The sequence below is a fragment of the Mucilaginibacter polytrichastri genome (assembly GCF_001911425.1).
Classification (GTDB): domain Bacteria; phylum Bacteroidota; class Bacteroidia; order Sphingobacteriales; family Sphingobacteriaceae; genus Mucilaginibacter; species Mucilaginibacter polytrichastri.
Genome location: NZ_MPPL01000001.1, coordinates 2643053 through 2668922 on the forward strand (window position 1 = coordinate 2643053; position 25870 = coordinate 2668922).

At 41.9% G+C, this 25870-nt stretch carries 24 protein-coding genes; 9 read left to right on the forward strand and 15 right to left on the reverse strand.

Going from position 1 to position 25870, the window contains the following annotated elements; genetic code table 11:
• Nucleotides 1-50: 50 nt before the first annotated feature.
• The 4 genes from RG47T_RS11300 to RG47T_RS11315 form a co-directional block, all read right to left on the reverse strand.
• The gene (locus RG47T_RS11300; protein WP_074489566.1) at nt 51-977 is read right to left on the reverse strand and encodes a bestrophin family protein; all 927 of its coding nucleotides are present in this window, start codon (nt 975-977) and stop codon (nt 51-53) included.
• A 19-nt stretch (nt 978-996) separates the two neighbouring features.
• Complete coding sequence (locus RG47T_RS11305; RefSeq protein WP_074489567.1) at nt 997-1482, reverse strand: hypothetical protein; 486 nt, start codon at nt 1480-1482, stop codon at nt 997-999.
• Between the two features lie 102 nt (nt 1483-1584).
• Nucleotides 1585-2937, reverse strand: coding sequence for a HAMP domain-containing sensor histidine kinase (locus tag RG47T_RS11310; protein WP_074489568.1), 1353 nt, complete (start codon nt 2935-2937; stop codon nt 1585-1587).
• Nucleotides 2938-3621, reverse strand: a complete 684-nt coding sequence (locus RG47T_RS11315) for a response regulator transcription factor (RefSeq protein ID WP_074489569.1) — start codon at nt 3619-3621, stop codon at nt 2938-2940.
• Between the two features lie 266 nt (nt 3622-3887).
• On the opposite strand from RG47T_RS11315, the gene RG47T_RS11320 reads away from it, so the two are divergent.
• From RG47T_RS11320 to RG47T_RS11330, 3 genes are all read left to right on the forward strand, one after another.
• The gene (locus tag RG47T_RS11320; RefSeq protein ID WP_139302425.1) at nt 3888-4361 is read left to right on the forward strand and encodes a hypothetical protein; all 474 of its coding nucleotides are present in this window, start codon (nt 3888-3890) and stop codon (nt 4359-4361) included.
• A gap of 87 nt (nt 4362-4448) precedes the next feature.
• Nucleotides 4449-4751 (forward strand): ArsR/SmtB family transcription factor, encoded by a 303-nt coding sequence (locus RG47T_RS11325; protein WP_074489571.1) that lies wholly within the window; start codon nt 4449-4451, stop codon nt 4749-4751.
• A 24-nt stretch (nt 4752-4775) separates the two neighbouring features.
• Nucleotides 4776-5882, forward strand: a complete 1107-nt coding sequence (locus tag RG47T_RS11330) for an NADH:flavin oxidoreductase (protein WP_074489572.1) — start codon at nt 4776-4778, stop codon at nt 5880-5882.
• Between the two features lie 35 nt (nt 5883-5917).
• On the opposite strand, the gene RG47T_RS11335 is transcribed toward RG47T_RS11330, so the two are convergent.
• The 5 genes from RG47T_RS11335 to RG47T_RS11355 all read right to left on the reverse strand — a co-directional run bounded on the left by RG47T_RS11335 (nt 5918) and on the right by RG47T_RS11355 (nt 12834).
• A complete protein-coding gene (locus tag RG47T_RS11335) occupies nt 5918-7387 on the reverse strand; it encodes an SDR family oxidoreductase (RefSeq protein WP_074489573.1) in 1470 nt (489 codons plus the stop codon).
• 39 nt (nt 7388-7426) lie between these two features.
• The gene (locus RG47T_RS11340; RefSeq protein ID WP_074489574.1) at nt 7427-9835 is read right to left on the reverse strand and encodes an ABC transporter permease; all 2409 of its coding nucleotides are present in this window, start codon (nt 9833-9835) and stop codon (nt 7427-7429) included.
• A gap of 343 nt (nt 9836-10178) precedes the next feature.
• Entirely contained in the window at nt 10179-11249 is a 1071-nt protein-coding gene (locus tag RG47T_RS11345) for a dipeptidase (RefSeq protein ID WP_074489575.1), read from the reverse strand.
• Complete coding sequence (locus tag RG47T_RS11350; protein ID WP_074489576.1) at nt 11249-12370, reverse strand: D-TA family PLP-dependent enzyme; 1122 nt, start codon at nt 12368-12370, stop codon at nt 11249-11251. The genes RG47T_RS11345 and RG47T_RS11350 overlap by 1 nt, the downstream gene beginning before the upstream one ends.
• Nucleotides 12370-12834: a RidA family protein gene (locus tag RG47T_RS11355; protein ID WP_074489577.1), complete on the reverse strand. Its 465-nt coding sequence runs from the start codon at nt 12832-12834 to the stop codon at nt 12370-12372. Before RG47T_RS11355 ends, RG47T_RS11350 begins: the two co-directional genes overlap by 1 nt.
• A 588-nt stretch (nt 12835-13422) precedes the next feature.
• Here RG47T_RS11355 and mnmA point away from each other — a divergent pair.
• The 3 genes from mnmA to RG47T_RS11370 all read left to right on the forward strand — a co-directional run bounded on the left by mnmA (nt 13423) and on the right by RG47T_RS11370 (nt 17517).
• Nucleotides 13423-14511 carry a tRNA 2-thiouridine(34) synthase MnmA gene (gene mnmA / locus RG47T_RS11360; RefSeq protein ID WP_074489578.1) on the forward strand — a complete coding sequence of 363 codons (1089 nt, stop codon included), beginning with the start codon at nt 13423-13425 and terminating at the stop codon, nt 14509-14511.
• A 132-nt stretch (nt 14512-14643) separates the two neighbouring features.
• Nucleotides 14644-16971: a type I DNA topoisomerase gene (gene topA, locus RG47T_RS11365; RefSeq protein ID WP_074489579.1), complete on the forward strand. Its 2328-nt coding sequence runs from the start codon at nt 14644-14646 to the stop codon at nt 16969-16971.
• Between the two features lie 141 nt (nt 16972-17112).
• Entirely contained in the window at nt 17113-17517 is a 405-nt protein-coding gene (locus RG47T_RS11370) for a hypothetical protein (RefSeq protein ID WP_074489580.1), read from the forward strand.
• Between the two features lie 87 nt (nt 17518-17604).
• On the opposite strand, the gene RG47T_RS11375 is transcribed toward RG47T_RS11370, so the two are convergent.
• Entirely contained in the window at nt 17605-18330 is a 726-nt protein-coding gene (locus tag RG47T_RS11375; protein ID WP_074489581.1) for a glycosyltransferase family 2 protein, read from the reverse strand.
• Between the two features lie 196 nt (nt 18331-18526).
• Between RG47T_RS11375 and RG47T_RS11380 the strand changes: the two genes are divergently transcribed.
• From RG47T_RS11380 to RG47T_RS11390, 3 genes are all read left to right on the forward strand, one after another.
• Nucleotides 18527-19225 carry a 3'-5' exonuclease gene (locus RG47T_RS11380; RefSeq protein ID WP_074489582.1) on the forward strand — a complete coding sequence of 233 codons (699 nt, stop codon included), beginning with the start codon at nt 18527-18529 and terminating at the stop codon, nt 19223-19225.
• Between the two features lie 104 nt (nt 19226-19329).
• Complete coding sequence (gene rnr, locus RG47T_RS11385) at nt 19330-21468, forward strand: ribonuclease R (RefSeq protein ID WP_074489583.1); 2139 nt, start codon at nt 19330-19332, stop codon at nt 21466-21468.
• 13 nt (nt 21469-21481) lie between these two features.
• Nucleotides 21482-22456, forward strand: a complete 975-nt coding sequence (locus tag RG47T_RS11390) for a polyprenyl synthetase family protein (protein ID WP_074489584.1) — start codon at nt 21482-21484, stop codon at nt 22454-22456.
• 163 nt (nt 22457-22619) lie between these two features.
• Here the strand turns inward: RG47T_RS11390 and RG47T_RS11395 are convergent, their stop codons facing one another.
• From RG47T_RS11395 to RG47T_RS11415, 5 genes are all read right to left on the reverse strand, one after another.
• A complete protein-coding gene (locus RG47T_RS11395) occupies nt 22620-23399 on the reverse strand; it encodes an alpha/beta hydrolase family protein (RefSeq protein WP_083627380.1) in 780 nt (259 codons plus the stop codon).
• 2 nt (nt 23400-23401) lie between these two features.
• The gene (locus RG47T_RS11400; protein ID WP_074489586.1) at nt 23402-23647 is read right to left on the reverse strand and encodes a hypothetical protein; all 246 of its coding nucleotides are present in this window, start codon (nt 23645-23647) and stop codon (nt 23402-23404) included.
• Between the two features lie 68 nt (nt 23648-23715).
• Nucleotides 23716-24306 carry a Crp/Fnr family transcriptional regulator gene (locus tag RG47T_RS11405; protein ID WP_074489587.1) on the reverse strand — a complete coding sequence of 197 codons (591 nt, stop codon included), beginning with the start codon at nt 24304-24306 and terminating at the stop codon, nt 23716-23718.
• Nucleotides 24307-24356: 50 nt separating this feature from the next.
• The gene (locus RG47T_RS11410; RefSeq protein ID WP_074489588.1) at nt 24357-25085 is read right to left on the reverse strand and encodes an esterase family protein; all 729 of its coding nucleotides are present in this window, start codon (nt 25083-25085) and stop codon (nt 24357-24359) included.
• 63 nt (nt 25086-25148) lie between these two features.
• On the reverse strand, nt 25149-25745 hold the full coding sequence (locus RG47T_RS11415; protein ID WP_074489589.1) for a GDSL-type esterase/lipase family protein: 597 nt from the start codon (nt 25743-25745) through the stop codon (nt 25149-25151).
• Between the last annotated feature and the right edge of the window lie 125 nt (nt 25746-25870).

The following is a 25870-nucleotide window of genomic DNA, read 5'->3' on the forward strand; positions in this document are numbered from 1 at the left end:
TTTTCGCGTTAATCAACTAACCTCTCACTCACTCTTAATGAAAGTTCTTTTTATAATACGTAATATACAGCTGTATTATTTAGGGCCAAATGCTTTTCAACTTCTACCGGCGTTTCGTCTTTAAGCAACATTTTCAGGTCGCGTTCTATGTTACGGCTAATGGTAGTTGTTGGTGTATCTGTAGGCTTGTTCTCAAAAGGATCTTGCAGGTGTATGGCCATCTTCTCTATTAAAAAGAATGACGATGAAATAGCAACCACCAGCGGGATTTGAAATATGCCAAAAAATTCGATCAGGCTAAAGGGTAAAAGCATCACAAACAATAACACCAGGATGTGGATGTAAAAACTATAAGTAACCGGGAACACCGTATTCTTGATCCTTTCGCAGCCACCCATGGAGTTAGCAAAACGGGTTAAGGTTTCGTCCATCGCAACTTGTTGATAATCATTGATCCAGTTCATGCGCAGCAATAAGCGCAAATCATTGGCATGATGCTCCATCAGCGCCAGCGGTACATGATGTACATCACTAACGGATTGTTTTTCTTCTTCCGACAGAAACTTGCCTAAGCCCTGCTGTGCACTTTGCCCGCGCAGGTGCTTACTTAAACTATGGCACCAGGCTATCTGGCGTTTAATCATGCGTTCTTTTATTGCTTTTTTATCAGGTTCATCATAAGAGTTATCGATGAACGATAGCACCTGCCTTGCAAATGAGCGCGAATCATTAACTATAGCGCCCCAAAGTGTGCGGGCTTCCCACCAGCGGTCATAAGCCTGGTTAGAGCGAAATGCCAGCAAAAGTGAAATAATGGTACCCAGAATACTGGGTACCGCTATCGGGATAGAAACCATCGGGATATGGTAAAAGGTGTGCACAAAGTACACGGAGGTAGAATATAGGGCCAGGAGCGCCATCTCCAGCTTTATCTTCCCAAAAACATAACTAACCGGGACATTCTTTTTTAATAACATAGCTGTAGCAGTTTAATGGTTAAACTTTTTGTTCTTCTAATTCCTCTTGCAGTTCATATTCTACTTTAACTGCAGGTAGCTCGGTATCAACGGTCATAATTTTCATTCCACTGCGGCTCATCAGCAAGGTTGGGTCGCTGCTTTTCTCGGTCAGCAGCTCGTAGTCGTAGTTGGCCAGATCAACAATGGCATCTACTTCATTGGCATCCAGAAAGTTTTTGAATGCAGCTACAGTATTACCATAAAAAAACTCGATACGAATTTCGTTAACATTGTTTTTGTAGCTTTCTTTTATTTCCTTACAAGCCATGTAAAAAGCATCCGGGATATAACGATACTCCGCCGACCGGCGCGACAGCATCAGCAGTTCTGTTATCGAATCGGTAACACTAATTACGTGTACCATAATTATGTTAAGCTTATGCGGATAAAGCTGTTTTGTAAGTTGCGGTATACAATTAAGTGACTGTAATTTAAAGTCGGTTGGAATAAGCAAAGTTTTCATAGGTTAAATGTTTATTGTTAGTACTCCATTTGTTATGATACAATGGTACAGTGCAATAATTAATAACCTCTAAGAGACTTATTAGAATTTAATTAGAATTGATCAGGCAGATGCCGATGGTAAAAAAAGCTGTATTTCGGTACCTATATTAACCTCAGAACGGATACCGATACTCCCCTTATGCAGCCTGATTATATTGAGCGCAAGCGGCAAGCCAACCCCATGCCCTTTATACTGATGTGTATTGGATGCCCTGAAAAACGGCTCGAAGATATGCTGCAACTCTGTAGACGGAATGCCGATACCCAGATCGGTGATTGAAACGATAACCTTCTTATTTTCGACAGTCAATTTAACCGTAACCAGTTGATTCTGCGAATATTTACACGAGTTACTGATAATATTAGTAATAGCGAGGTTAAGCAGATTGCTGTTACCATTAACATTCAGCAAATCCTCGTCGGCAGGTAAAGCCTCAAAATCAACACCAATATTACTTTGGGGGTGTACTTTTTTAACCGATTCTATAGCTGTCCAGATCAGTTCATCGATCCTGGTTTTTTGCCAGTTTTGCTTTTTTCCATCATAGCCGGATTGAGCCAGCATTAAAAGACTGTTAAGGATCTGTATAAGTTTATTGGTTTCAGATTGAATGGTGGCAAGTACTATCCGCTCTTCGCCCTGCAAGGCAGCATTATTCAAGGCCAGTTCTACTTCGCTGTTAATAATGGTTAAAGGTGTCCGCAGCTCGTGCGATGCATTGCTTACAAAGTTATTCTGGGTTTCAAAGGCTGTTTCCAGCCGGTTAAGCATATTATTAAACGTTTGGGATAGTTCGGCAATCTCATCCCGACCGGTATTTTCCAAACGCATATGCAGGTTGCTGGATGTAATGGTGTTTACCTTATCATTTAGTTTACGCACCGGTGCAAATGTGTAATAGGAAAATCCCTTACCCACAAAAAACACAATAATGAGTGAACCGATAAAACCGTATAACAGCACTTCCTGCAGGTCCTGGATTTCCTGTAAGCCGTAAGGGTTTTGAGCCGAAACCACAACCATGTATTTATCAGCCCCATGGTCTACAATTTTACCGGCAAAAAACTGGTTGTCCTTTTTAAACTCTGCATTACCATTGGCAACAACATCATTAAAAAAAGCCGGCGGTAGTCCTGGATTAGTAAATTTACCTGATGAATCTGATTGTATTAACTGCTCTTTTTCAGTATCTAATTTTTCGAGGTAACGGTTACGAACTTCCTGGTAGGCTTTGGTTTTTTCGTTGGGAAACAGGCGGATATCTGCCGTAATATTAACCCTGGCTTCCAGGCGCTTAAAAAAGTCCTTATAATTAAACTGCGATTCGAAGTATAGAATAAAGGCGTTTAGCAGCAACAAAATAGCTGTAGACAAGGCCAGGAAGTGCAGCGTTATTTTGGTTTGGATCTTCATTTAATCGTTATCCTTCATGATATAACCCATCCCGAAAACCGTTTGAATAAACCGCGACGAATTACTTTTATCTAATTTTTTACGGAGGTAGTTAATGTATACATCAACCACATTGGTACCCAGGTTAAAATCAATATCCCAAACGTTTTCTAATATCTGTATGCGCGATAATACCTTCTTTTGGTTTTTGATGAAATATTCCAGCAAACGGTATTCAGTAGAAGTGAGACTTATAGGTTCACCAACTAATGTCACTAGTTTGGCATCGGCGTCAAGTTCCAGCCCGGCAATTTTATACGTATGGGTCGCAGATTTGGCTTCGCTTCCCCTGCGGCGCATTAAAGTTTTAAGACGGGCGGCCAGTTCTATCATTTTAAAAGGCTTCACCAGGTAATCATCGGCACCACTGTTGAGTCCATTAACAATATTTTCGGTCGAATCCAGCGCGGTCAGCATCAGTATGGGTACGTTTTCATTATGCTCACGGATGTGCTTACAGATCTGGATCCCATCCATACTGGGCAGCATTACATCCAGTATAATGATGTCAAACGGATAATCGATAGCCATCTGCAAACCCGTTAATCCATCAGTAGCCACGCTTATTTCAAAACCGTGTTCAGCCAGTCCGCGTTTAATTACCGATACTACGTTTGGTTCGTCTTCTACTAATAATACTGCCATTAAGGGTATACTGTTACGGATCAGAAAATAGGCGGGGTATTAAGCACTTCTCAAATCAACGAAAAATTACGCTAAACATTACAAACAAGGCCAATAAAGTAATACAATGAAACCAATTACTATCAGCTTATTAAGCTTTTGTTAAATCTTTAATTGAGTTAGAAATAATTATTAAGTATCGCTAAACTTATACCATGTTCTCAATTGTTATTCAGCGGCTTATCAAATTTTTCATCCCCACTATTCGCCAAATTATAATTTTTAATGTGCTTGTTATTTTTAACACTTCAGCACATGCTCAGCAACAACAGTATCCACGCATGACTGGTTATTTTAGTATTACCAACCCCATTGCTACGTGGAATAAGGATGGCATCACCACTAATTTTTCGGATAGCTATAATGTATCTTTTCCTTTCGGGTTAAATCTCTTAAAAAGCGACCACTTTGGTGTAAGCTTTGAAGTGGCCCCGGTTATCCACATCGAAAAAAATATTGCGAAGGTAAGTAGCGTGGTATTTCATCCCGGGGCAATGTTCCGCTTTAATCACAGCTTTACTTTTATTAGCCGGGTTGCATTTGAAACCAACGGGCGCTTTGGGGTAACCCCGGTACTTAACAAAGTGTTTATCAGAAATAAAGATTCTTTCTTTTTTGTGGCCGCTTCATTTCCGGCACGTTTTGGTAATAATTTACCAACCTCGTTAGGCTCTGGTATCCAATTAGGTGTAGGATTCTAAAATATATTTCAAACTGCTTTTATCAATTTCGTGTCATCAAATTATTATTAATTGGCATATCGGGAATTTCCGATATATCTTTGTACTATGGATCAGGTGGAGATTTTTAAAGCGCTTTCTAATAAAACCAGGCTGCAGATCCTCAACTGGCTTAAAGACCCGGATTTAAACTTTCCGGAGCAGAAACAGCATGCCAATTTTGATCATGGTGTTTGTGTAGGGCAAATTCAGGTTAAGGCCGGGCTTACGCAGTCTACAGTCTCAGAATATCTCTCTACCCTCCAACGCGCAGGTTTGGTAAAGTCGACCCGCGTTGGACAGTGGACTTATTATCAGCGTAACGAAGAAGCATTTGATGCATTAAGCAAAATTATTCAAACAGACATTTAATTAAATACACAAATATAACAATACATGAGTACAGATAGTTTATTCAAGCCGTTCAGCCTGAAATCATTGAACATAAAAAACCGCATTGTAATGGCGCCAATGACCCGCTCATTTTCGCCGAATGGTGTACCGGGTGAAAATGTTGCCACTTATTACCGCAAACGTGCAGAAGGTGAAGTAGGCTTGATCCTTTCTGAAGGAACGGTAATTGACCGCGTATCTTCATCAAATGATGCTAACATCCCCCACTTTTATGGTGCAGAATCATTGGCAGGCTGGCAAAAGGTAATTAATGAGGTACATGCAGGTGGCGCCCAAATGGGCCCGCAAATCTGGCATATGGGTGTTATGGATAACCATCATTCTGGGTGGGTGCCATCACAGCCGTTTGAAGGCCCGTCTGGTTTAAACCGCCCTGGCTTTAATAACGGTAACACCATGACTGAGAAAGACATTGAGGACACTATTATAGCTTATGGTAAAGCAGCAGCCGATGCTAAGCGCTTAGGCTTTGATACCGTAGAAATACACGGAGCGCATGGTTACCTGATCGACCAGTTTTTCTGGGAAGGCACTAACGAGCGTACAGATATTTATGGCGGCAAAACCTTGGCCGAACGTACCCGCTTTGGTGTAGAAGTAATTAAAGAAGTACGCAGGCAAGTTGGTGAAGATTTCGCGCTGATTATCCGTTTATCGCAATTTAAACCAGCTGCTTACGATTATAAACTGGCAAAGACTCCCCAAGAAATGGAAGCCTGGTTAAACCCTTTAGTTGATGCAGGTGTAGATATTCTGCATTGCTCACAACGCCGTTTCTGGGAACCTGAGTTTGAAGGATCTGACCTTAACTTTGCAGGCTGGGCTAAAAAGCTTACCGGTAAAGCTACGATAACTGTAGGTTCTGTAGGCTTAAGCGGAGATTTCTTTGGTGCATTTGCAGGCGAAAGCTCTCAGGCAACATCGTTAGACGAATTGACCCGCCGTATGGATCGTGGCGACTTCGATCTGGTTGGTGTTGGCCGCCCATTATTATCAGACCCATCATGGACCCAAAAAATCCACGAAGGCCGTACCAGCGAGCTAAAAGGTTTCTCTAAAGAAGCCCTGGGCGAATTGGTTTTAGACTAATATTATCAACCCTACATATACCGAAGGCCCGATGCTTATGCATCGGGCTTTTTAGTTACAGGTGGTATTTGCTCATAACTCACAATACGGTTAGCCATGCCCCTGAAAATAAAAACATGGAATGGGAACATCGACGCCCAATATAAACGGCCTAATAAACCACTTGGGCGAAAGGTGGCTATCTGGCTCAAAAACTTTTGCCCTGCTCGTTCTACAATTTTAAACTCCAGCCAGGCCTCGCCGGGTAGTTTCATTTCGGCATACAGCAACAGGCGTTTATTCACCTTGTCGGCAAGTAGTACGCGCCAAAAATCAATGGTATTACCGGCAAAAATATCCACGCCACTGGTGCGGCCACGCCGAAGCCCTACCCCACCTACCATTTTATCTAAAAAGCCACGGATGCCCCAAATCCAATCCCAATAATACCAGCCACGGTTACCACCAATGGCCCATATATTGCTCATTACCTTGTCGGTATCCTGTTTAAAAGGGAGCTTTACTTTATATTCTACAGTACCATGCTGCGGCACTTTAATCTGATCCATAAATGCCGGGTTCAGGTACCCAACATTCAAGGCATCCTTCCAGCTGGATGCAATAGAGTTTTGTTCAATTTTATTAAATGCCAATTGCAACGCTTCCTCATAGCTCACGCATTCATGCGGGATAATATCATTGATAGCATGATCTTTAGCAATGGTTTCGTTCTTCATACTATCCACTAAACTTTGCGCAAGTGAATAACTGGTAGAGGTTACAAAGTACAACCAGTAAGAAGAAATCTTGGGTGACAGAAATGGAATAGTTATAATATGCCTACCCAGTTTACGCACCTTAGCGTATCCAAGCATCATATCTTTAAACGTTAAAATGTCTGGCCCGCCAACATCGAATGTTTTGCCCAATGTTTTATCATTCAACAGTACATTTTCGAGATAAAACAATATATCACGGATTGCAATAGGCTGGCAACGGGTATTAACCCAGCGCGGTACCGTCATAATGGGTAACTTCTCTGTAAGGTCGCGGATAATCTCGAACGAGGCACTCCCCGAGCCGATGATGATAGCAGCGCGCAGCACGGTTAGTTTTGCTTTACCGGCCTCCAATACATCTTCTACATGCCTGCGGGATTTCAAATGGTTGGACAGGTTATCATCATTGGTGATCCCACTCAAGTAGATGATCTGCCTGCAATTGGTTTTATCAACATGAACCACAAAATTTTGGGCAGATTCTGCTTCCATATCCGAAAAATCATTAGCCTGGGCCATTGAGTGTACCAGGTAATAAGCAGCATCAATATCTACCGGAAAGTCTTCTATGGTTTCGGGATGTAGCAGATCACCAGTAATTAAAGTTACGCGGGTACTATAATCGCTGTTTTCGCGAAAGCGACGTTTATCACGAACCAAACAAACCACATCGCAACCTTTCTCCAACAAAACAGGGATCAACCTGGTCCCTATATAGCCATTAGCACCTGCAAGCAATACTTTCATAATGCTACAACAAGTTATTACGCTAAAAGTGTTTTAAAATCATTCATCGCGCAGAGATCTAACCGGGTTGGCAATGGCCGCTTTAAATGTAATTAAGCCAATTGTACTTACAGATATAACCAACAAAGCAATTACCGGCAATATAAACTGCCACCACGTTAAACCCGCCCTGAAGGCATAACTGTTAAGCCATTGATCTACAAACAGGTATGCTAACGGCAACGCCACAAGGCTGGATACTAATACCAGCTTTACCACATCCCAGGTAAGCAGGGATATAATATGCACCACAGATGCACCGAGCACCTTACGTATACCAATTTCTTTAATACGGCGCGAAGTTGAGTAAGCTGTTAAACCAAACAGGCCCATGCAAGCTATCAGTATAGCCAGCGAAGAAAACAACATAAACACTTTACCAAACTGCAGATCTTGCAGGTATTGCTTACTGTAAAAATCATCAAGGAAAAACCAGTTGAGCGATGATTCGGGGAAGTAATTATTCCAGCCATTTTTGATGGCCGACAATGCAGCCTCCTGATTATGACTGTTAAATTTAACCGAATAGTACTTTGTAGGGATCCAGTTATAACCCGGGTCCATAAACAAAATTAGCGGTGTATACCTTTGCTGTAATGATTGCTGGTGATAATCCTGCACTACGCCTATCACCAGGTTAGGCTTGGCTTCATTGCCTTCCAGCATTACCCGTTGCCCCACAGCATCTTCTGCTGATTTAAAACCGAACTGGCTTACTGCAGCCTGATTTAGTACAACCCCTGTGGAATCTGCCGGGCGGCCTTTATCAAACGCTCTGCCGGCAAGCAACTTCAAACTATAGTTTTTAATAAAATCGTGGTCTACTTTTAGCATTTCGTATGGGCGTTCATCATTTTTGGGCGCACCATAACGTCGGTTTGCTAAAAACTCGCCTACTTCTTTACCCGGTACTGCGCCCGAGGTGGTTACGCCCAGTATACCCGGCATACCGAGAAGCATTTGCTTAAAGCTTTGTACCTTTTGTCGGTAATTGGGCGTATTTACCGGCGATTTAACCACAATTGTTTGTTCAATATTAACCCCCAGCTGCTCTTTACCCATGTATACAATTTGGCGGTAAACCGCAAAAGTACCGGCAATTAACAGCAACGACGCAGCAAACTGAAATGCTACCATGCCTTTACGCAACAGCACCCCGCTTTTTGAAAAACTGTACTTACCTTTTAAAACACTTACAGGCTTTAAATTTGAGAGCAGCAACGCCGGGTAAATTCCCGACAATAAAACGCTGCCTATAAAAACAACTCCTACTTCAATATATAAAGAGGTATTAAACAATAAATTAATTGACCAGTTATTTCCAATAAAAGAGGCTGCTAATATTACAACGCCAACGCCCAGCAATAGGGCCACACCATTAATAACAAATGCTTCGAAAAAAAACTGTAACAACAATTGTGTTGTATTAGCACCGCTCACCTTACGGATGCCCACCTCACGGGCGCGGTCTATAGCTTTGGCGGTAGAAAGATTTACATAGTTAACACAAGCCAGCAATAAAATAATGTAAGCGATAATACCAAGATATTTTACCGCATTACGATTACCCTTTGGTTCAATTTCGTTCTGCTTTGCCGGGTTTAGGTGAATCTCTTTTAGCGGCACCAGGGTAATGGCCCATTTAAGATCTTTAAACGGGGCGGCTGTTTTAAACCGCTCGGCCAGGGCCGGAAACTTGTTTTCTACACTGTGCGGATCTACACCGGTTTTTAATTTTAAAAAGGTATAGCTTTCATGAATGTACCAGAAATCCCGAAAAAAAGCGGGTTGTGTAACCCATGAGATCAGGAAGTTAAACTGCATTGTTGAGTTTTTAGGAACATCCTTAAAAACCCCTGTAACCATACAGTTAAGTGTACCGTTAATAGTCGACAGTTCCAGAAACTTACCTATGGGATTTGCCTTGCCAAAATATTTTTGCGCTGCCGATTGTGAGATCACCATCGTATTTACATCCTTCAGTACCGTTTTGGAATTTCCCTTTAGCATTTGATATGAAAAAAACGTAAAGAAATTAGTATCCGCAAAGCATACATGCTCTTCCCGGTATTTAATGTTATTATAGCGCACCACCCGTTCAGAAAAATTCCAGTTAATACGCGCAATCGATGCTATTTCGGGAAAGTTTTGCTTCATAGCGGTGGCATAGCCGTTGGTGCTGGTTGGCCAGTCATCAGTTTTGTTACCGTTTTTATAAAAACTGCTCTCAACCCTGTAAATGCCATTCGCGTCGGCATGCATGGTATCGTAACTTTTTTCAAAGTTTACATACGCGCTTATCAATATGTAAGCAGCAATACCAATGGTAAGCCCTAAAATATTTACAAATGTGTAAGTTTTGTTTTTGATAAGCGTACGGCGGGTAATGAGCAGGATATTTTTAAACATGCTTTAAATATATTACAGGGTGAAACTCAATGATGCGCTAGCCTAGTATAGATAATGCCTTATATTACAGGGTATAAGCTTAGCCAATATCGGAATTACATGCCATATTTTAATTAACTGAACGTTCGTTAATTAAAATTAATTTTTGATGTAAATTGTTCGATAACGATACAACTTTACGTTAACGATACATAATTCCATAAAAAAGCGATTAAATATTAATAACACCCTGTCCCCAACATTAAATTAGGCCATCTTACCAAATAATGATACGCCCATTGCCCCGAATGGTGGGGTTGCAGTATTACCACAAGCTGCCAGTATTTCATTTTAGGATAGAATATTATGCCCATGCCTTGCGCAAAAATCGCAACCAGTTACCATGCATCATGTTTTCAATATCCAACTGGTTATAACCGCGCTTTTCAAACAGTGTAATGAATTTCTGCAAATCACTTATAGTTTCCAGGTCATAAGGGCATTGTTCACGGCCAAAGGCACCATCCAAATCAGTACCCATCCCAACATGCAGCGTATTACCGGCTAACTGGCAAATATGGTCAATATGATTTACGGCAACTTCGAGATTGCAGTTCATACCAATGGGCGTTGATACGCCCCGCTCCCAGCCCGGCACCATCATCCAGGCATCAAGTGCGGCTCCTATAACCGCGCCACGGCCAATCAGTGCTTTAATCTGCTCATCGCTGTACTGGCGGTTATGGTTCACCAAGGCCCGGCAATTGTTATGGCTGGCCCAAACATGGCCGTTAAAATGATCTAAGGCTTCCCAAAAGCTATCATCGCATAAATGCGTTGCATCCAGGATGATGTTCAGGCGCTCCATTTCTCTCAGCAAGGCATGGCCGGTTTCGCCCATAAAGCCGATGGCATCGGTGCCCTGTGCATAGCGCCCCGGGCCATAATGAGCAGGGCCAACAGCCCGTAAACCAGATTGATATGCTGTTTCCAGATAACTGATATCTACAATAGAATCGGCACCTTCCAAACTCAAAATATAGCCAACAGGTTTATGCGCATTAGGTGTGCCGTCGTTCCACAACACCAAATGATCTTCCAGCGTTTTAAGGTTATTCACCTGCACCATTTCGCCGCAGGCTTCCATGGCTTTATACCAAGCTAATTGCCCCTGTGTTTGCGCCCAGGCCTGTTGCGGCGAATGCCAGCCGGGTAGTTTATTACCGGGTGCCACAAAGCGGGCTATCTGCGTAGCCACCACTAAACCGATATTACCCTTACGTAATTCGGGTAGCGTTACGGTTGCTTTAGCACGATCCGGCCTGTCTATTAAGCCTTGTTCGCGTTGGTTAATAGCCTCAACTGGTTCCCGCAGATCGCGGTTCCACTCCAGGGCATTCATGCTAAGATCAAGGTGGGCGTCTATAATAAACATCAAACAGTTATTTTACGGTCGCGGGCAAGATTAAGCCACTCGCCGGTTATTTTATTATCTTCAATAGTAATTACACGCTCGTAAGCGGCTACAGTTGGGCAAATGTGGTATGGCAAGCCATATAATACATCGCCCGGTTTATACGTATGGCCTTTACCTGCTTCCATTACCAAATGCTCTTCGCTCTGACTGATGGGTTGCAGATCGGGTGCGTTTAAAAACCGTACCCGCTTATCCAGCGGACTTTCGGCCGTTATGGATTTATGCCCCAGATCTAAACAGATCTTAGTTTCATCGGGTAAAGAAATTACACGGGTTATTACCAACGCTGCCGGTATAAAATCTTGCTCGGTAAATGCTTCGTTATAGCCTGCATCCCAATAAACAAATGTACCGGGGCTACACTCTAAGCCTTCCTGAGCTGCATAAAATGGAAACGTTGGCGATCCGCCAGCAACAATTAATGGTTTAGCAACGCCTAGTTTTTCAATATCAGCCTGTAATTTTAATACGGTTGCTAATATTGCTTCGCTTTTTATGGTTCTTATATCAAACTCAGGTTCGTGAATATGGCCATCATAAGCATGCAGACCTACAGGTTTAATACCTTTTAAAAGATTAGCCGCTACATATAATTCAATAGCTTTTTCACCCGGTGCAATCCCGGTGCGGTTCATCCCTACATTTAAATCGATATATACATGAATTTGCAAACCCTTTGCTAAAGCTTCGACAGATATGGCTTCTGCAGCGGGCAGGTTATCAATTAAACATGCATATTTTGTAGCCGGATATTTTTCGATCAAATTAATTAACCGCTTTAACTTAGGCCCAACATGTTGATAAGCCAGCAATACATCGGGCGCATTACACATGCCCAATAGTTCGGCTTCGGCAATGGTGGCGCATTTAAACTTAGTAATACCCGCTTCCATTTGCAGCAGTACAGGTTCTTTGCTCTTGTGTGTTTTTATGTGTGTGCGCAAGCGCGAAACATCATTAACCATATTTACAGCCACATCAATATTATACCGTACATTATCCGGATAAACTACCAATGCAGGAGAATCAAGCCGGTCCATATCATCTATAGTATACCAATCTTCTGATGAATCGCTCATTATACTAATTCAAACATTGCTTCTATTTCAACCGGGATATTATCTGGTAATGAGCCCATACCCACAGCACTACGTACGCCGATGCCGTTCTCTTTGCCCCATACTTTGGCAAACAGCTCGCTGCAACCATTAATTACATACGGGTGGCTTTCAAATTCTGGTACACAGTTTACCATACCTAATACTTTAATTACCCGCTTTATTTTACCAAAGCTGCCTATGTTTTTTTTAATGGTTGCCAACATAGCCAAGCCAACCTGCTGGGCGGCTTGCTTAGCTTCATCCATATCAAAGGCTTCGCCTACGCGGCCTATAATTAAGGTACCATCGCTTTGTACAGTACCATGGCCAGATAGGTATAGGTATTTGCCATCAATTAAGCAGGGCTTGTAAACACCCAGCGGCGATGGTGCGGGTGGCAATTGTAAATTAAGGGCTTCGAAATTCTGATCTGGTGTATTCATTGCATGTTAGTTTAACTTTTACAATAATACGCTTGTATTAAAACTTATCTCAACAAATATTTAATTTTAACTGTAATACAAATATAAAGGCACAAAAAAAGGCGTTCTGATTGCGCAGAACACCTCAATAATTTTATGCTTATTACTTAAACAAAGTAATGTACCATGGCAACGCAAACAATGGTTACCAGTATAATGTACTGCAGTTTTTGTTCGATAGTGAGGGCGACAATAGTTTTCATTTTCTTCTCTGGTCTATTTCAAATATATATGCGTACCAGGCACATAGCAATAGGTTATATCATTTTTATAAAAATTTAAACATTTTCTGGTCTGTTTTGTACAAATTAAAATTTTGGATCTTATTTTCTTGCAAACATTGTAACCAAACGGTTAAGATTACATGAAATTTTTATTTCATAAGCCAGTAAAAATGGGTGTTTTCACCCCCTTGTTTTTATGAATTCTTCTTGTTTATATCAAAAAGTTGTTCTAAGTATATTTAAAAGCATAAAAGGTGTTTTTACCTCGCCCTGACGAGCCTATAGTGCTATTACCTACAAAAACCATTACTTTTGCAGCTATATTATGAGTAAGCACGGAAGAATTTTAGTAGCCATGAGTGGTGGTGTTGATAGTTCGGTAGCATCGGTGATGCTGCATGAACAGGGCTATGAAGTTATCGGGCTTACCATGAAAACCTGGGATTATGCCTCAGCTGGCGGTAGCAGCAAGGAAACCGGCTGCTGTAGCCTGGATAGTATTAATGATGCCCGTGCCCTGGCCGTTGGCTATGGTTTCCCGCATTATATATTGGATATCCGCAGCGAATTTGGCGATTTTGTGATCGATAACTTTGTTGATGAATACCTGGCAGGCCGTACCCCAAACCCATGTGTTTTATGTAATACCCATATTAAATGGGATGCATTATTAAAACGTGCCGATAAACTGGATTGCGAATTTATTGCCACCGGGCACTATGCCAACATCCGCCAGCACGATAATGGCCGTTATGTAATATCAAAAGGTAAAGACGAAAATAAAGATCAATCGTACGTGCTTTGGGGTGTATCGCAACAAAACCTGGCGCGTACTAAGTTTCCGTTAGGCAGCTTTGCTAAATCAGAGATCCGCCAGATGGCTATGGATATGGGGCAGCTGGAGCTGGCTAATAAAAGCGAGAGCTACGAAATTTGCTTTGTGCCCGATAATGACTACCGCTCATTTTTACGCCATAAAGTTGAAGACCTTGACGAACGTATAGGCAAAGGTAATTTTGTGCTGGAAGATGGTACCGTGGTTGGTAAACACCAGGGTTATCCTTTTTACACCATTGGCCAGCGCAAAGGCTTAGGTATTGCTTTGGGCCATCCTATGTTTGTTACCCGTATTGACCCTAACACCAATACTGTAGTATTAGGTACACAAAACGAACTGGAAAAAAAACAAGCCTGGGTTAAGAATTTAAACCTGGTTAAATACGCAAATATTAATGAGCCTTTGGAAGCTGTAACCAAAATACGCTACAAAGATGCCGGTGCGCAAAGTACTATACAACAATTTAACGACCACATGAAGGTTGACTTTTTACACAACGTATCGGGCATTGCACCGGGGCAGTCGGCTGTGTTTTATGAAGGCAACGACCTGCTTGGCGGTGGTTTCCTGATGTAAAAAGGATGTCTTATTACAGGGAGTGCTTACGCCTCCCAGTGGATTACTTTTAGGAATAAAATTTAATTAAAAACACGTATCAAAATTCGTGTTTCATTTTCTTTGTGTTTATTTGCAGAAAATCGACCATTAATGGCAAAAAATTTACTGATAGTTGAATCACCGGCAAAGGCCAAAACCATAGAAGGATATCTGGGTAAAGACTTCACTGTGAAGTCGAGCTACGGACACATCCGTGACCTGGTAAAATCTGAAGATGCCATAGATATAGCTCATAACTTTGAACAGAAGTATGAAATACCAGCCGATAAGAAACAAATAGTCAGCGAATTAAAGAAACTTGCTAAGGAGGCCGAAATGGTATGGCTAGCATCCGATGAGGACCGTGAGGGGGAAGCGATATCATGGCACCTTTACGAAACTTTGGGATTAAAGGAAACCAATACCAAGCGCATTGTTTTCCATGAAATCACAAAGCCGGCCATTATGCGTGCCATTGAAAACCCGCGTACCATTAACTACAACCTTGTAAATGCCCAACAGGCACGCCGGGTGTTAGACAGATTGGTAGGTTTCGAACTTTCGCCGGTTTTATGGAAAAAAGTAAAACCATCACTCTCTGCCGGTCGTGTACAATCTGTAGCCGTAAGGCTGGTTGTTGATCGCGAACGCGAGGTTAATAAGTTCCAGTCAGAAGCTGCATTTCGTGTGGTAGCTATATTTGGTAAAGGCCGCGAGGCTTTTAAAGCCGAACTAGGCGAACGTTTTACCAAACAAGAAGACGCTGAAAAGTTTCTACAGGATTGCATTGCTGCCATTTTTAACATTAAATCGTTAGAAACCAAGCCTGCTAAACGTTCACCTGCTGCCCCATTCACTACGTCTACCCTGCAACAGGAGGCCAGCCGTAAGCTTGGCTTTTCGGTATCACGTACCATGTCTGTAGCGCAAAAGCTATATGAATCTGGTAAGATCACCTATATGCGTACCGACTCAGTTAATCTGTCTGACACTGCGCTTAACGCAGCAGCACAGGAGATCAATTCGGCTTATGGTGCGCAATACCATCAGTTAAGAAAATACAAAACCAAATCGGCAAGCGCACAGGAGGCTCACGAAGCCATCAGGCCAACTTATTTTAATGAGCACACTACCGACGGCGATCCGTCGGAAGTTCGCTTATACGACCTCATATGGAAGCGTGCGATAGCCTCACAAATGAGCGAGGCCCAGTTTGAGCGAACTGTAGCCAAAATTGGCATTTCGACCCGCTCCGAAGAGTTGGTTGCCAATGGCGAGGTAATGAAGTTTGATGGTTTCCTGAAAGTATACCTCGAATCTGTTGATGAGGATGAGGATAGCCAGCAAGACGGCGATAATGCTATATTGCCGCCTTTAACCAAAGGCCAGCAACTGGCACTTACAGATATGACGGCTACCGAGCGTTTCTCTCGCCCACCGGCACGTTATACAGAGGCGAGCCTGGTAAAAAAATTAGAAGAATTAGGCATAGGCCGTCCATCAACCTACGCCCCTACCATATCTACCATCCAAAACCGCGGTTACGTGGTTAAGGAAGAGCGCGAAGGCAAGCAACGTAATTTTAGAGTTATGACGCTGAAGAACGGCGCCATCACCAAAGACGAAAAAACCGAAAATACCGGTGCCGAAAAAGGCAAGATGTTCCCTACTGATATTGGTGCTGTGGTAAATGACTTTTTGGTACAGCACTTTAACGGTATAGTAGATTTTCACTTTACCGCCAACGTAGAAAAGCAGTTTGACGATATTGCCCAGGGATTGGAAGAGTGGACCAAAATGATCCGCAAGTTCTACGACCCTTTTCATAAAGAGGTAGAATCGACCATATTAAATGCCGACCGCGCAAGCGGCGAGCGCGAAATTGGGGTACACCCGGTATCTGGCAAAAAAATGTCGGTACGTATTGGCCGTTACGGTCCGTTTGTGCAAATAGGCGAAAGCGATGATGAAGAGAAAGTTTACGCCAGCCTGCGTGCAGGCCAGATGATTGAGACCATCTCTTTAGAAGAAGCACTTGAGCTCTTTAAACTGCCTAAGAAAGCTGGTGTGTTTGAAGAAAAAGACATGACGGTTGCCATTGGTAAATTTGGCCCGTATATTCGCCATAATAGTGCATTTTACTCGTTGCCAAAGGGGATTGATCCATTAGAGGTTAGCGAACAACAGGCCATTGACATTATTCTCGAAAAACGCAAAAAGGATGCTGAGAAGCTGATGAAAACGTTTGATGAGAACCCGGATATGAAAATATTGAACGGCAGATGGGGCCCGTATATCGAATTTGGCAAACTAAACGTTAAGATACCTAAAGGCAAAGAGCCGCTTGAACTTACTTATGAAGAGTGCAAGACCCTTGCCGATGCAATGGAAAAAGAGCCCAAAAAAGCCGGCGCAAAGAAATTTGCAAAGAAGAAATAAAGCATACAAAAAGACGGTTGTCTTACCAAAATAAAATCGTCATTGCTTTATGCTGCAATGGCGATTTTTTAATTTAACGGCCTGGTAATAGTTAATAACAGGCCCATTAATAAACTAATAAACGGCGCAAGCCGTAAGCGTATGAAAAAAGATTTGCCCAATAACATTGTACAAGATATAGCCATTGGTGTGGCGCTGGAAAAAGAATCTGCCGAAAGTAAGATCTGGTATGTTTACGTAATTAACCTTAAAAATGAACCTATAGAAAATGTACTGATCACTTCGAAGGGGTATGGCGAAAAAAATGGTGAGCAGGTGAAAACCTCTGTGCTTCGCCATATGCTGCCAACGATAGAAGGCGGAGCTTTTGCGCTGATAGAACCCATTGATGAGGCAACTTTTGGCCTTACCAATGAGTACTGGCTAAGCTATTATATCGGTAAGGAAATCTTCGATAAGAAATTCATCTTCCTGCCAGAAAGTATCGTAGAATCTAACTTTATCCGCCTGCCTGTATTGAATAAGCCGGGTGTGATGATTAAGTAGTTTGGTTGTCTATTATCAGTTGTCTGTTGTCAGTGCCTTACAATTATATATTATGTGCCGACAACTGATAACAGACAACCGACAACTTTATTTAGCTTTAAACAACCCGTATTTCAGAATACAGTATATAGCCCTTACACCATCCTTCCAGCCAATCTTTTTACCTTCTTCGTAAGTACGGCCATAATATGATATCCCTACCTCATACAATCGCAGTTTAGGCACACGCGATAGCTTAATGGTTACCTCGGGTTCAAAACCAAAGCGTTGTTCTGTTAATTGGATAGACTGAATTAATTTGGTATCGAACAATTTATAGCAGGTTTCCATATCCGTAAGGTTCATATTAGCGAACATATTGGAGGCAAAAGTTAACCAGCGGTTACCTATTGTGTGCCAAAAAAACAAGATGCGGTGCGGATTGCTCCCCATAAAACGCGAGCCATAAACAACGTCGGCAAAGCCGTTACAAATAGGTTTCAGCATGTCATTATATTCATGCGGGTCATACTCCAAATCGGCATCCTGTATAATCAGGTAATCGCCGGTGGCATGGGCAATACCGGTATGCAGGGCTGCACCTTTACCCTTATTAACTTCGTGCTTATAATACTGGATATTAAGATCGGGGTTTTGCTGGCGATAATTGTTAATTGCAGCCTCCGTTTCATCTTTAGAACAATCATTAACAATGATCACTTCTTTCTCAATATCATCAATTAATTCAACTGCCTTTATCTTATCTAATATTAAATGAATAGTTCGGGCTTCATTATAAGCAGGTATTACAATTGACAACTTGTTTATTTTCATAGATATATGTTAATGTACAATTCTGTTTATTGTTAACTATATTATAACAATAATATGGCTGTTAAATTATAAATTTTATGATAAACATGCATATTATCATTTTTACACATATTTCACCATTTTTCTGGTGCCATATCTGTTGTTACAATTAAGCGCAAAAAACACTAATTTGCATTCATATCATCTAAAAATCCCCATGCTCGAAAACTACGATCTGCACAACATTATGGTACTTGATATTGAGACTGTTCCGCAATACAGCAGTCACGATGAGTTGCCGCCTGTGATGCAGAAACTATGGGCAGCCAAAACAAAATATCAGCGTAAGGAAGAAACACCAGAAGATTTTTATACAAATGCAGGCATCCTGGCCGAGTTTGGCAAAATTATTTGCATATCTGTTGGCATGTATACTACCGGTAACGGGTTCAGAGTAAAATCTTTTTCATCACATAATGAAAAAGATTTGCTGGAAGAATTTGCCACCATGCTCAACGGACGGAACCCAAGCCTTATTTTATGCGGCCACAATGCCAAAGAATTTGATTTCCCTTATATATGCCGCCGCATGCTGGTTAAAGGCGTAAAAACCCCTGTCCAGCTTAACCTTAACGGCAAAAAGCCCTGGGAAATTAGCCACTTGGATACGATGGAACTTTGGAAGTGCGGCGATTATAAAAACTACACCTCGCTTAGCCTGTTGGCAGCCATATTTGATATCCCCACCCCTAAAGATGATATTGACGGCAGTATGGTAGGCCATGTATACTGGGTAGATAATGAATTGGAGCGCATTTGCGCCTACTGCCAGAAAGATGTAATAGCAACGGCACAATTATTAAAACGTTTCCGGGGAGAAGAGTTAATACCGGAGGAGCTGATTGTTTACGTTTAGAAGCAAGATTAGGTTATGATTCCTGCTATCGATTTACTCATCTTGTCTCTTGTTTTTTGGCTCTTGCTTCTTAATACACTATCTTAGCACAATACATTAGATCAATGTCTAAAAAGAAAAACAGTAATAATTCTGTTAAACAGGTGCTCACCCAATTGGTACTTGATGTTTTTGAAAAGAACGGCAATGCGCCGCTCAATTATAAGCAGGTTTCGGCCGCAATCAATGTCAACGACCCTGATTCGAGAGGCATTATATTGGAGATTCTGAAAGATGAAGTTTTTAAAAGCGTAATGAAAGAATCTGCCCCGGGCAAATTTCAGCTGCTTGAACTAAAAACTTTTGTTGAAGGCAAGGTTGATATGACTGCAGATGGTTCTGCCTTTATTATTACCGACGAGGAAGGCGAAAGCGATATCTTTATAGCTCCCCGTAAACTACGTAATGCTCTTAATGGCGACCGTGTTAAAATATACGTTTATGCCAAAAGCAAGGGCCGCCGCAAAGAGGGTGAAGTAATTGAGATTATTAAAAGATTAAAAACCGAGTTTACGGGTATCGTAAAGCTATCAGAAAGGTTTGCCTTTTTTATACCGGACGACCGTAAGATGCTGCATGATATCTTTATCCCGCTGAATGACCTGAACGGTGCAAAAAATGGTATTAAAGCCATTGCAGAAATAACCGACTGGCCAGCCGAAGCCAAAAACCCGATGGGCCGAATAAAACAGGTTTTGGGTGCCCAGGGTGAAAACGATACCGAAATGAATGCCATCCTCGCAGAGTATGGTTTCCCGCTATCTTTCCCCAAAGAGGTTGAAGAAGAGGCAGAGGCGATATCAGACCAGATCTCGAAAGAGGAAATTGCCCTTCGCCGGGATTTTAGAGACACCTTAACCTTTACTATCGACCCATTTGATGCCAAGGACTTTGATGATGCCATATCTTTCAAAATACTGGAGAATGGTAACTACGAAGTTGGTGTACACATTGCCGACGTTGCCCATTATATTATCCCCGATTCGGCACTGGATAAAGAAGCTTACGACCGTGGTACCTCTGTTTACCTGGTAGATCGTGTGATCCCAATGCTACCCGAGCGTTTATCTAACGGCTTATGCTCGCTTCGCCCTAATGAAGATAAGCTGTGCTTTGCAGCAGTTTTTGAGCTGGACGAGAAAGCTAACATTTTGACAGAATGGTTTGGTAAAACTATTATCCACTCTAACCGTCGCTTCAGCTATGAAGAAGTGCAGGAAGTTATTGAAACCAAAGAAGGAGATTATACCAGCGAAATTTTAAAACTGAACGAGCTGGCTTATATATTACGTGATCTTAAATTCAAAAACGGCGCCATCAGCTTCGAAACCACCGAGGTTAAATTTAAGCTGGACGAGCGTGGCAAGCCAACCGGCGTTTATGTAAAAGAGCGTAAAGATGCCCACAAACTGATTGAAGATTTTATGCTGCTGGCCAACCGCAAGGTAGCCGAGTATGTAAGCAAAATGGGTAAAGGCAAACACAAATATACCTTTGTATACCGTGCGCACGATACACCAAAGCCCGATGCGCTGGCATCATTCGCCACATTTGCGGCGAGGTTTGGTTACAAGATTAGTATGCGGTCTGACAAGGAAACGGCTAAATCCCTTAACTACCTCATGAATGATGTGGAGGGCAAAAAAGAGCAGAACGTGCTAACACAACTTGCCATCCGGTCTATGGCCAAGGCAATATATACTACCAAGGCTTCCAGCCATTATGGTTTGGCTTTTGATCATTATACACACTTTACCTCCCCTATTCGCCGTTATCCAGATGTAATGGTGCATCGGTTGCTTTTCAGCTATTTAAATGGCGGGAAGTCGGTTAATGCAGATCATTATGAAGAGTTGTGCAAGCATAGCTCTGAGATGGAGAAGAAAGCGGCAGATGCAGAACGTTCTTCCGTTAAGTACAAGCAGGCCGAGTACCTGAAAGAGCAGGTTGGCAGCATATTTAACGGCGTAATTTCGGGCGTTACCGAATGGGGCATGTACGTAGAGATTATCGAAAATAAATGTGAAGGCATGATACGACTGCGCGATATCTCTGACGATTTTTATACACTCGACGAAAAAAATTACGCCATTATTGGCCAGCGCAAAAAGAAAGTTTACCAGCTGGGCGATGATGTACGCATCAAGGTTAAATCTGTTGATCTCACTAAAAAACAGATTGATTTTTCTTTGGTGATTGATTAGGCTACAATATTATATGACTACATTAAAAGATCTGCAGATCATTATAGACGAGGCAGTCAAAAAATTAAACTACCCTGCACACCCGGCAGATTTATACGAGCCGATAACTTATATATTATCCATAGGGGGCAAACGCCTCCGCCCTGCCTTGGTACTCATGGCCTGCGATTTATTTGGCGGGGATGTACAGGCAGCCATCCCTCCTGCATTGGCTATTGAAGTGTTCCATAACTTTACGCTGATGCATGATGACATTATGGACAATGCCCCGCTGCGTCGCGGCCGTGAAACTGTGCACCAGAAATGGAACCAGAATGTAGGTATCCTATCCGGCGATGCCATGCTGGTAGAAGGCTATAAACTGATGATGGAGGTAGATAACAGTATTCTGCGCCCGGTGCTCGAGATCTTCAATAAAACAGCTACAGCGGTATGTGAAGGCCAGCAAATTGACATGCAGTTTGAACAGCAAACCGATGTGCAAATCGAAGAATATTTAGAAATGATCCGCCTGAAAACGGCTGTAGTTTTGGGTGGTGCTCTGGAGATTGGTGCATTAATCGGCGGCGCAAACGCAACCGATGCCGATCTGCTTTATACCTTTGGTGAACAACTGGGTATTGCTTTCCAATTACAGGATGATATCCTCGACGTGTACGGTGACCCTGAAAAATTCGGCAAGCAAGTAGGCGGCGATATTATGGCCAACAAAAAAACCTACCTCCTGATACAGGCACTTGAAACTGCAGACGCAATTACTTTAGCCGAGTTAAACCATTGGCTGTCTCTTAAAAACTTTAACGCACCCGAAAAAGTTGCAGCAATAACAGCTATATACGATAAACTACAAATTAAAGAAAACGCATTTAAAGCAATGCAAACCTATGCGGATGCATCTTTTAAAGCGTTAGAAGCCATTAACCTGCCCGTGGAGCGTAAACAATATTTGAAAGGATTTGCGGACGGATTGTTGAGCCGGGATAATTAAATCTATTATAAGAAACTAATATTATTGTCTATACTTTTTTTCTGTTTGGATTAGCAAGTTATGCCCAAAACAATGTGACAACTACAATTGAACCGGAGCTTCTCAAAACGGTAACCCAATATGTTGCCTATCGGTGTTGTTTTCAAAATTCAAATAAAAGGTATCATTTCAAATTCTTCACAAAAAACGCAGCCGCCAAATCCCCTACCTGCTTGTGCACCGCATGCCTGTCAACAGATGGATCATCGTTCATAATCATACCGCCATTCTTCTTAAAGTCCCCAACACCTTCATTCAAGAAAACATAGTGCCCTGCTTTGCCCGGAACTACATAGAGTTTAGAACCCTTTATAAGTCGGTAAAAATGCGCGGTATTGGTTTCAACCGGCGCTATACTATCGCTTTGTGCGCTTATAAGGTAAAGCGGTTTGTTAATCCGGCTCACTTGGTTTTCGTTCACAAATCCCTGCCCCATCGCCGGGGAAATGGCAAAGAATGCCTTGATCCGCCTATCCATTACGTCTGGGCTCTTCTTATACAATGCTTTGATCTCATCCACTTTAACAACACTCATCAGGTTTGGAAACTCGGGGACGGTTGTTTCTTTAATACCTTCGGGTGTATGGCTAAATTTTTCAAACGCATCCAAATCAATTCTACCTCCTGCCAAAGCAATCACCGTAAAGCCCCCGATAGAAAAACCAGCTGCACCAATGCGGTTAGCATCGATCACAGGCCCGAAATCTCTATCATTCAATAATTGCGTAATGGCGAAACTAATGTCCAATGCACGCTCCCATGGTGTTACAAAATCTATAGCTATTTTGTTGTCATAAGTATTGCCAAAATGGTCCACAGCGGCTACGATAAAGCCTTTCTCAACCAGGGCATCGGCCAACCACTCCAAGGTAACCCGGCCGCCACCTGTGCCGTGCGAGATCATCACTAAGGGCTGTTTTTTTGCAATTTTAAATGCGCATCGCGGATAAACGGAATATGAACAAAGGGATAAGCATATGAGCTGTCTGCCGCCTTGTAAGCATCATCGGTTGGATACCAAACCTCGGTAACAACAGGCCGGTTGCGTGTTGCATCATTAAAATTAAAAGTGCGCCTGCCAATGTCAACCTGTTGTGCTGTTACCCATAATGGCGACAACAATGAAACTATGAAGATGAGTTTTTTAAGCATTGATCTATATTTTAATAAAGCAAATCAAGGCATTTACGATGGTTCCAGATTTGACAAATGTCAATAAATCATTTTTTTGATTTCAGTCTACTTAGCGTTTCCTGCGAAATACCCAGGTAGTCGGCAATAATTTTAGATGGCAGGCGCTGGATGAGCGAAGGATTTGTATTCATCAGCATATTGTATTTCTGTTTGGCATCCATCGTAATCAGGCTTTCAATCCTTCTGATAGATGCGATGTATTCCCGTTCCAGATCAATACGATATATTCGTTCCCAGACGGGGAAAGTATCTAACATCTCATTAAAATCTTTATGGGTAATGTAAAGAATTTCGGAAGGTTCAACACTTTGAATGTAGGCCATAGATGGCTCCTGTAAGGTAAAACTCGGAAATGCAGTGCCTATGCAATTTTCAAAAACTAAAAACCTTGTAGACTCACGGCCTTCAGCATCCATCATATAAACCCGGAGACAGCCCTTGTTTACAAAATAACTATAAGGTGCAACTTCGCCTGCACGTAATAGTACCTCGCCACGTTTGGTTCTTCTGTGTTTAAATTTGCTGCAAAAAACCGACGTCTGCTCATCACTAACCGTAATATACTTGCTAAAATATTGTTTCAACTGCCTGTATACGTCTGCCTCCTGACCAATCATTGCTTAAATTTAAAAAATAAGCATGAATGATACAACGATGTGTTTGATGTTTACAGATACAACCTCACCATTTGCCGCCACGAGCGTGGCTGATGGGCATAGTTATCCCATACATAAAATTGATTAGCAACACCCTTGTTCCAGAGTAAGTTGCTAAAATCTACGTTATTAGCTAAAAAAGGATCTGTTTGCCCAATGGCCAATATAATTTCGAGTTTAGCGATAGCATCTAAGATTTTGCCTGCTCCCATATTAGCCATAAACTGGAGCGGCATATTAAAATAAATATTATCGTTGTGATAACCATCAAAAAGGTCTTTAAAATACCGCACCTCGTGGGTAAGGTCATATCTGCCGCTCAAACCAACTACTTTATTAAAAAGTGCAGGGTGTTTTAGGCCCAGGTTTACAGCATGGTAGGCCCCCATGCTGCAACCGGCCACTTCTAAATAATTACTATTGTTTTTAAGCTGTATTAAAGGCAATACATCGTTTAAAATGTATTGCTCGTATTCAATGTGCCGGTTTATCCTTTCGGCAGGATGCACGTTGTGGTTATAAAAGCTTTCAACATCGATGCTATCTACACAAAAAATCTGTAATTCACCGCTGGTAATCCTATCATTTAAGGCTGCTATAATACCCCAGTTTTCGTAATCATAAAACCGACCCATACGGGGAGGGAAAAACAATACAGCCTTGCCGGCATGGCCAAATATAAGCACCTCCATGTCGCGTTGCAGGCTGATGCTATAATTTTTGTGATATTCCCGGTTCATTTTAGCGTAGCCTTCATCGATTGAAATATCCGTATTAAATATTAATTGAAAATAAACAAATGATTAACCATTAATAGCAATTTGATTATTAACAGCCTTAGCCCATAACTGATACCCTGCTGCGCTTAAATGCAGGCCATCTGTTACAAAGTATTCTGCTTTAGGTTTACCTTCCGCATCAAGCATATCCTTAAAAACATTAATAAAATGCCAGTTATTACTACACTTTATTATTTCTGTCTCTATTAAGTTATTGGCAAATTTAAACTGATCAACTATATTCCAGCGGCTGATACTTGGCTTTAATGATATAAAATAACAAGGGATATTACCAAATCGCGCCTGCGTTTTTATAACCAGTTGCTGAAAAAATATAAAAACTTCTTCGGGGTGCCGGCCGTCACCCAGGTCGTTATCACCTGCATAAAATACTAACCTTTTAGGCTGGTATGTACTCATAATCCTTTCAAAAAACCACACACAGGCTGCCAAGGTAGAACCTCCAAAACCAAGGTTTACGGGTTTAAGTTCTTTAAAATCAGCAGACAAGGTAGTCCACATGCGGATAGATGAGCTTCCATAAAAAATGGTATCGCCTTCAAAACTTATTTTTAAACTATTTTTCTCCAGGCGTTTAACCTCGTCTTCGTACCAATACATTTATTCTGTGATAATCTATTAAACTTACCTTACCGGTAATATGGAAATTCTTTTTCTAAAATTCATGTTAAATTTAAAACTTAATCTAAATCAAAAAGCCCTGTCGCCATTCGGCAAACAGGGCT

What these genes read in the sequence shown, in the direction of transcription:
- RG47T_RS11300 (WP_074489566.1), bottom strand. Translation starts at nt 977, where the DNA reads ATGTTATTAAAAAAGAATGTCCCGGTTAGTTATGTTTTTGGGAAGATA.
- RG47T_RS11305 (WP_074489567.1), bottom strand. Translation starts at nt 1,482, where the DNA reads ATGAAAACTTTGCTTATTCCAACCGACTTTAAATTACAGTCACTTAAT.
- RG47T_RS11310 (WP_074489568.1), bottom strand. Translation starts at nt 2,937, where the DNA reads ATGAAGATCCAAACCAAAATAACGCTGCACTTCCTGGCCTTGTCTACA.
- RG47T_RS11315 (WP_074489569.1), bottom strand. Translation starts at nt 3,621, where the DNA reads ATGGCAGTATTATTAGTAGAAGACGAACCAAACGTAGTATCGGTAATT.
- RG47T_RS11325 (WP_074489571.1), top strand. Translation starts at nt 4,449, where the DNA reads ATGGATCAGGTGGAGATTTTTAAAGCGCTTTCTAATAAAACCAGGCTG.
- RG47T_RS11330 (WP_074489572.1), top strand. Translation starts at nt 4,776, where the DNA reads ATGAGTACAGATAGTTTATTCAAGCCGTTCAGCCTGAAATCATTGAAC.
- RG47T_RS11335 (WP_074489573.1), bottom strand. Translation starts at nt 7,387, where the DNA reads ATGAAAGTATTGCTTGCAGGTGCTAATGGCTATATAGGGACCAGGTTG.
- RG47T_RS11340 (WP_074489574.1), bottom strand. Translation starts at nt 9,835, where the DNA reads ATGTTTAAAAATATCCTGCTCATTACCCGCCGTACGCTTATCAAAAAC.
- RG47T_RS11345 (WP_074489575.1), bottom strand. Translation starts at nt 11,249, where the DNA reads ATGTTTATTATAGACGCCCACCTTGATCTTAGCATGAATGCCCTGGAG.
- RG47T_RS11350 (WP_074489576.1), bottom strand. Translation starts at nt 12,370, where the DNA reads ATGAGCGATTCATCAGAAGATTGGTATACTATAGATGATATGGACCGG.
- RG47T_RS11355 (WP_074489577.1), bottom strand. Translation starts at nt 12,834, where the DNA reads ATGAATACACCAGATCAGAATTTCGAAGCCCTTAATTTACAATTGCCA.
- mnmA (WP_074489578.1), top strand. Translation starts at nt 13,423, where the DNA reads ATGAGTAAGCACGGAAGAATTTTAGTAGCCATGAGTGGTGGTGTTGAT.
- topA (WP_074489579.1), top strand. Translation starts at nt 14,644, where the DNA reads ATGGCAAAAAATTTACTGATAGTTGAATCACCGGCAAAGGCCAAAACC.
- RG47T_RS11370 (WP_074489580.1), top strand. Translation starts at nt 17,113, where the DNA reads ATGAAAAAAGATTTGCCCAATAACATTGTACAAGATATAGCCATTGGT.
- RG47T_RS11375 (WP_074489581.1), bottom strand. Translation starts at nt 18,330, where the DNA reads ATGAAAATAAACAAGTTGTCAATTGTAATACCTGCTTATAATGAAGCC.
- RG47T_RS11380 (WP_074489582.1), top strand. Translation starts at nt 18,527, where the DNA reads ATGCTCGAAAACTACGATCTGCACAACATTATGGTACTTGATATTGAG.
- rnr (WP_074489583.1), top strand. Translation starts at nt 19,330, where the DNA reads ATGTCTAAAAAGAAAAACAGTAATAATTCTGTTAAACAGGTGCTCACC.
- RG47T_RS11390 (WP_074489584.1), top strand. Translation starts at nt 21,482, where the DNA reads ATGACTACATTAAAAGATCTGCAGATCATTATAGACGAGGCAGTCAAA.
- RG47T_RS11395 (WP_083627380.1), bottom strand. Translation starts at nt 23,399, where the DNA reads ATGATCTCGCACGGCACAGGTGGCGGCCGGGTTACCTTGGAGTGGTTG.
- RG47T_RS11400 (WP_074489586.1), bottom strand. Translation starts at nt 23,647, where the DNA reads ATGCTTAAAAAACTCATCTTCATAGTTTCATTGTTGTCGCCATTATGG.
- RG47T_RS11405 (WP_074489587.1), bottom strand. Translation starts at nt 24,306, where the DNA reads ATGATTGGTCAGGAGGCAGACGTATACAGGCAGTTGAAACAATATTTT.
- RG47T_RS11410 (WP_074489588.1), bottom strand. Translation starts at nt 25,085, where the DNA reads ATGAACCGGGAATATCACAAAAATTATAGCATCAGCCTGCAACGCGAC.
- RG47T_RS11415 (WP_074489589.1), bottom strand. Translation starts at nt 25,745, where the DNA reads ATGTATTGGTACGAAGACGAGGTTAAACGCCTGGAGAAAAATAGTTTA.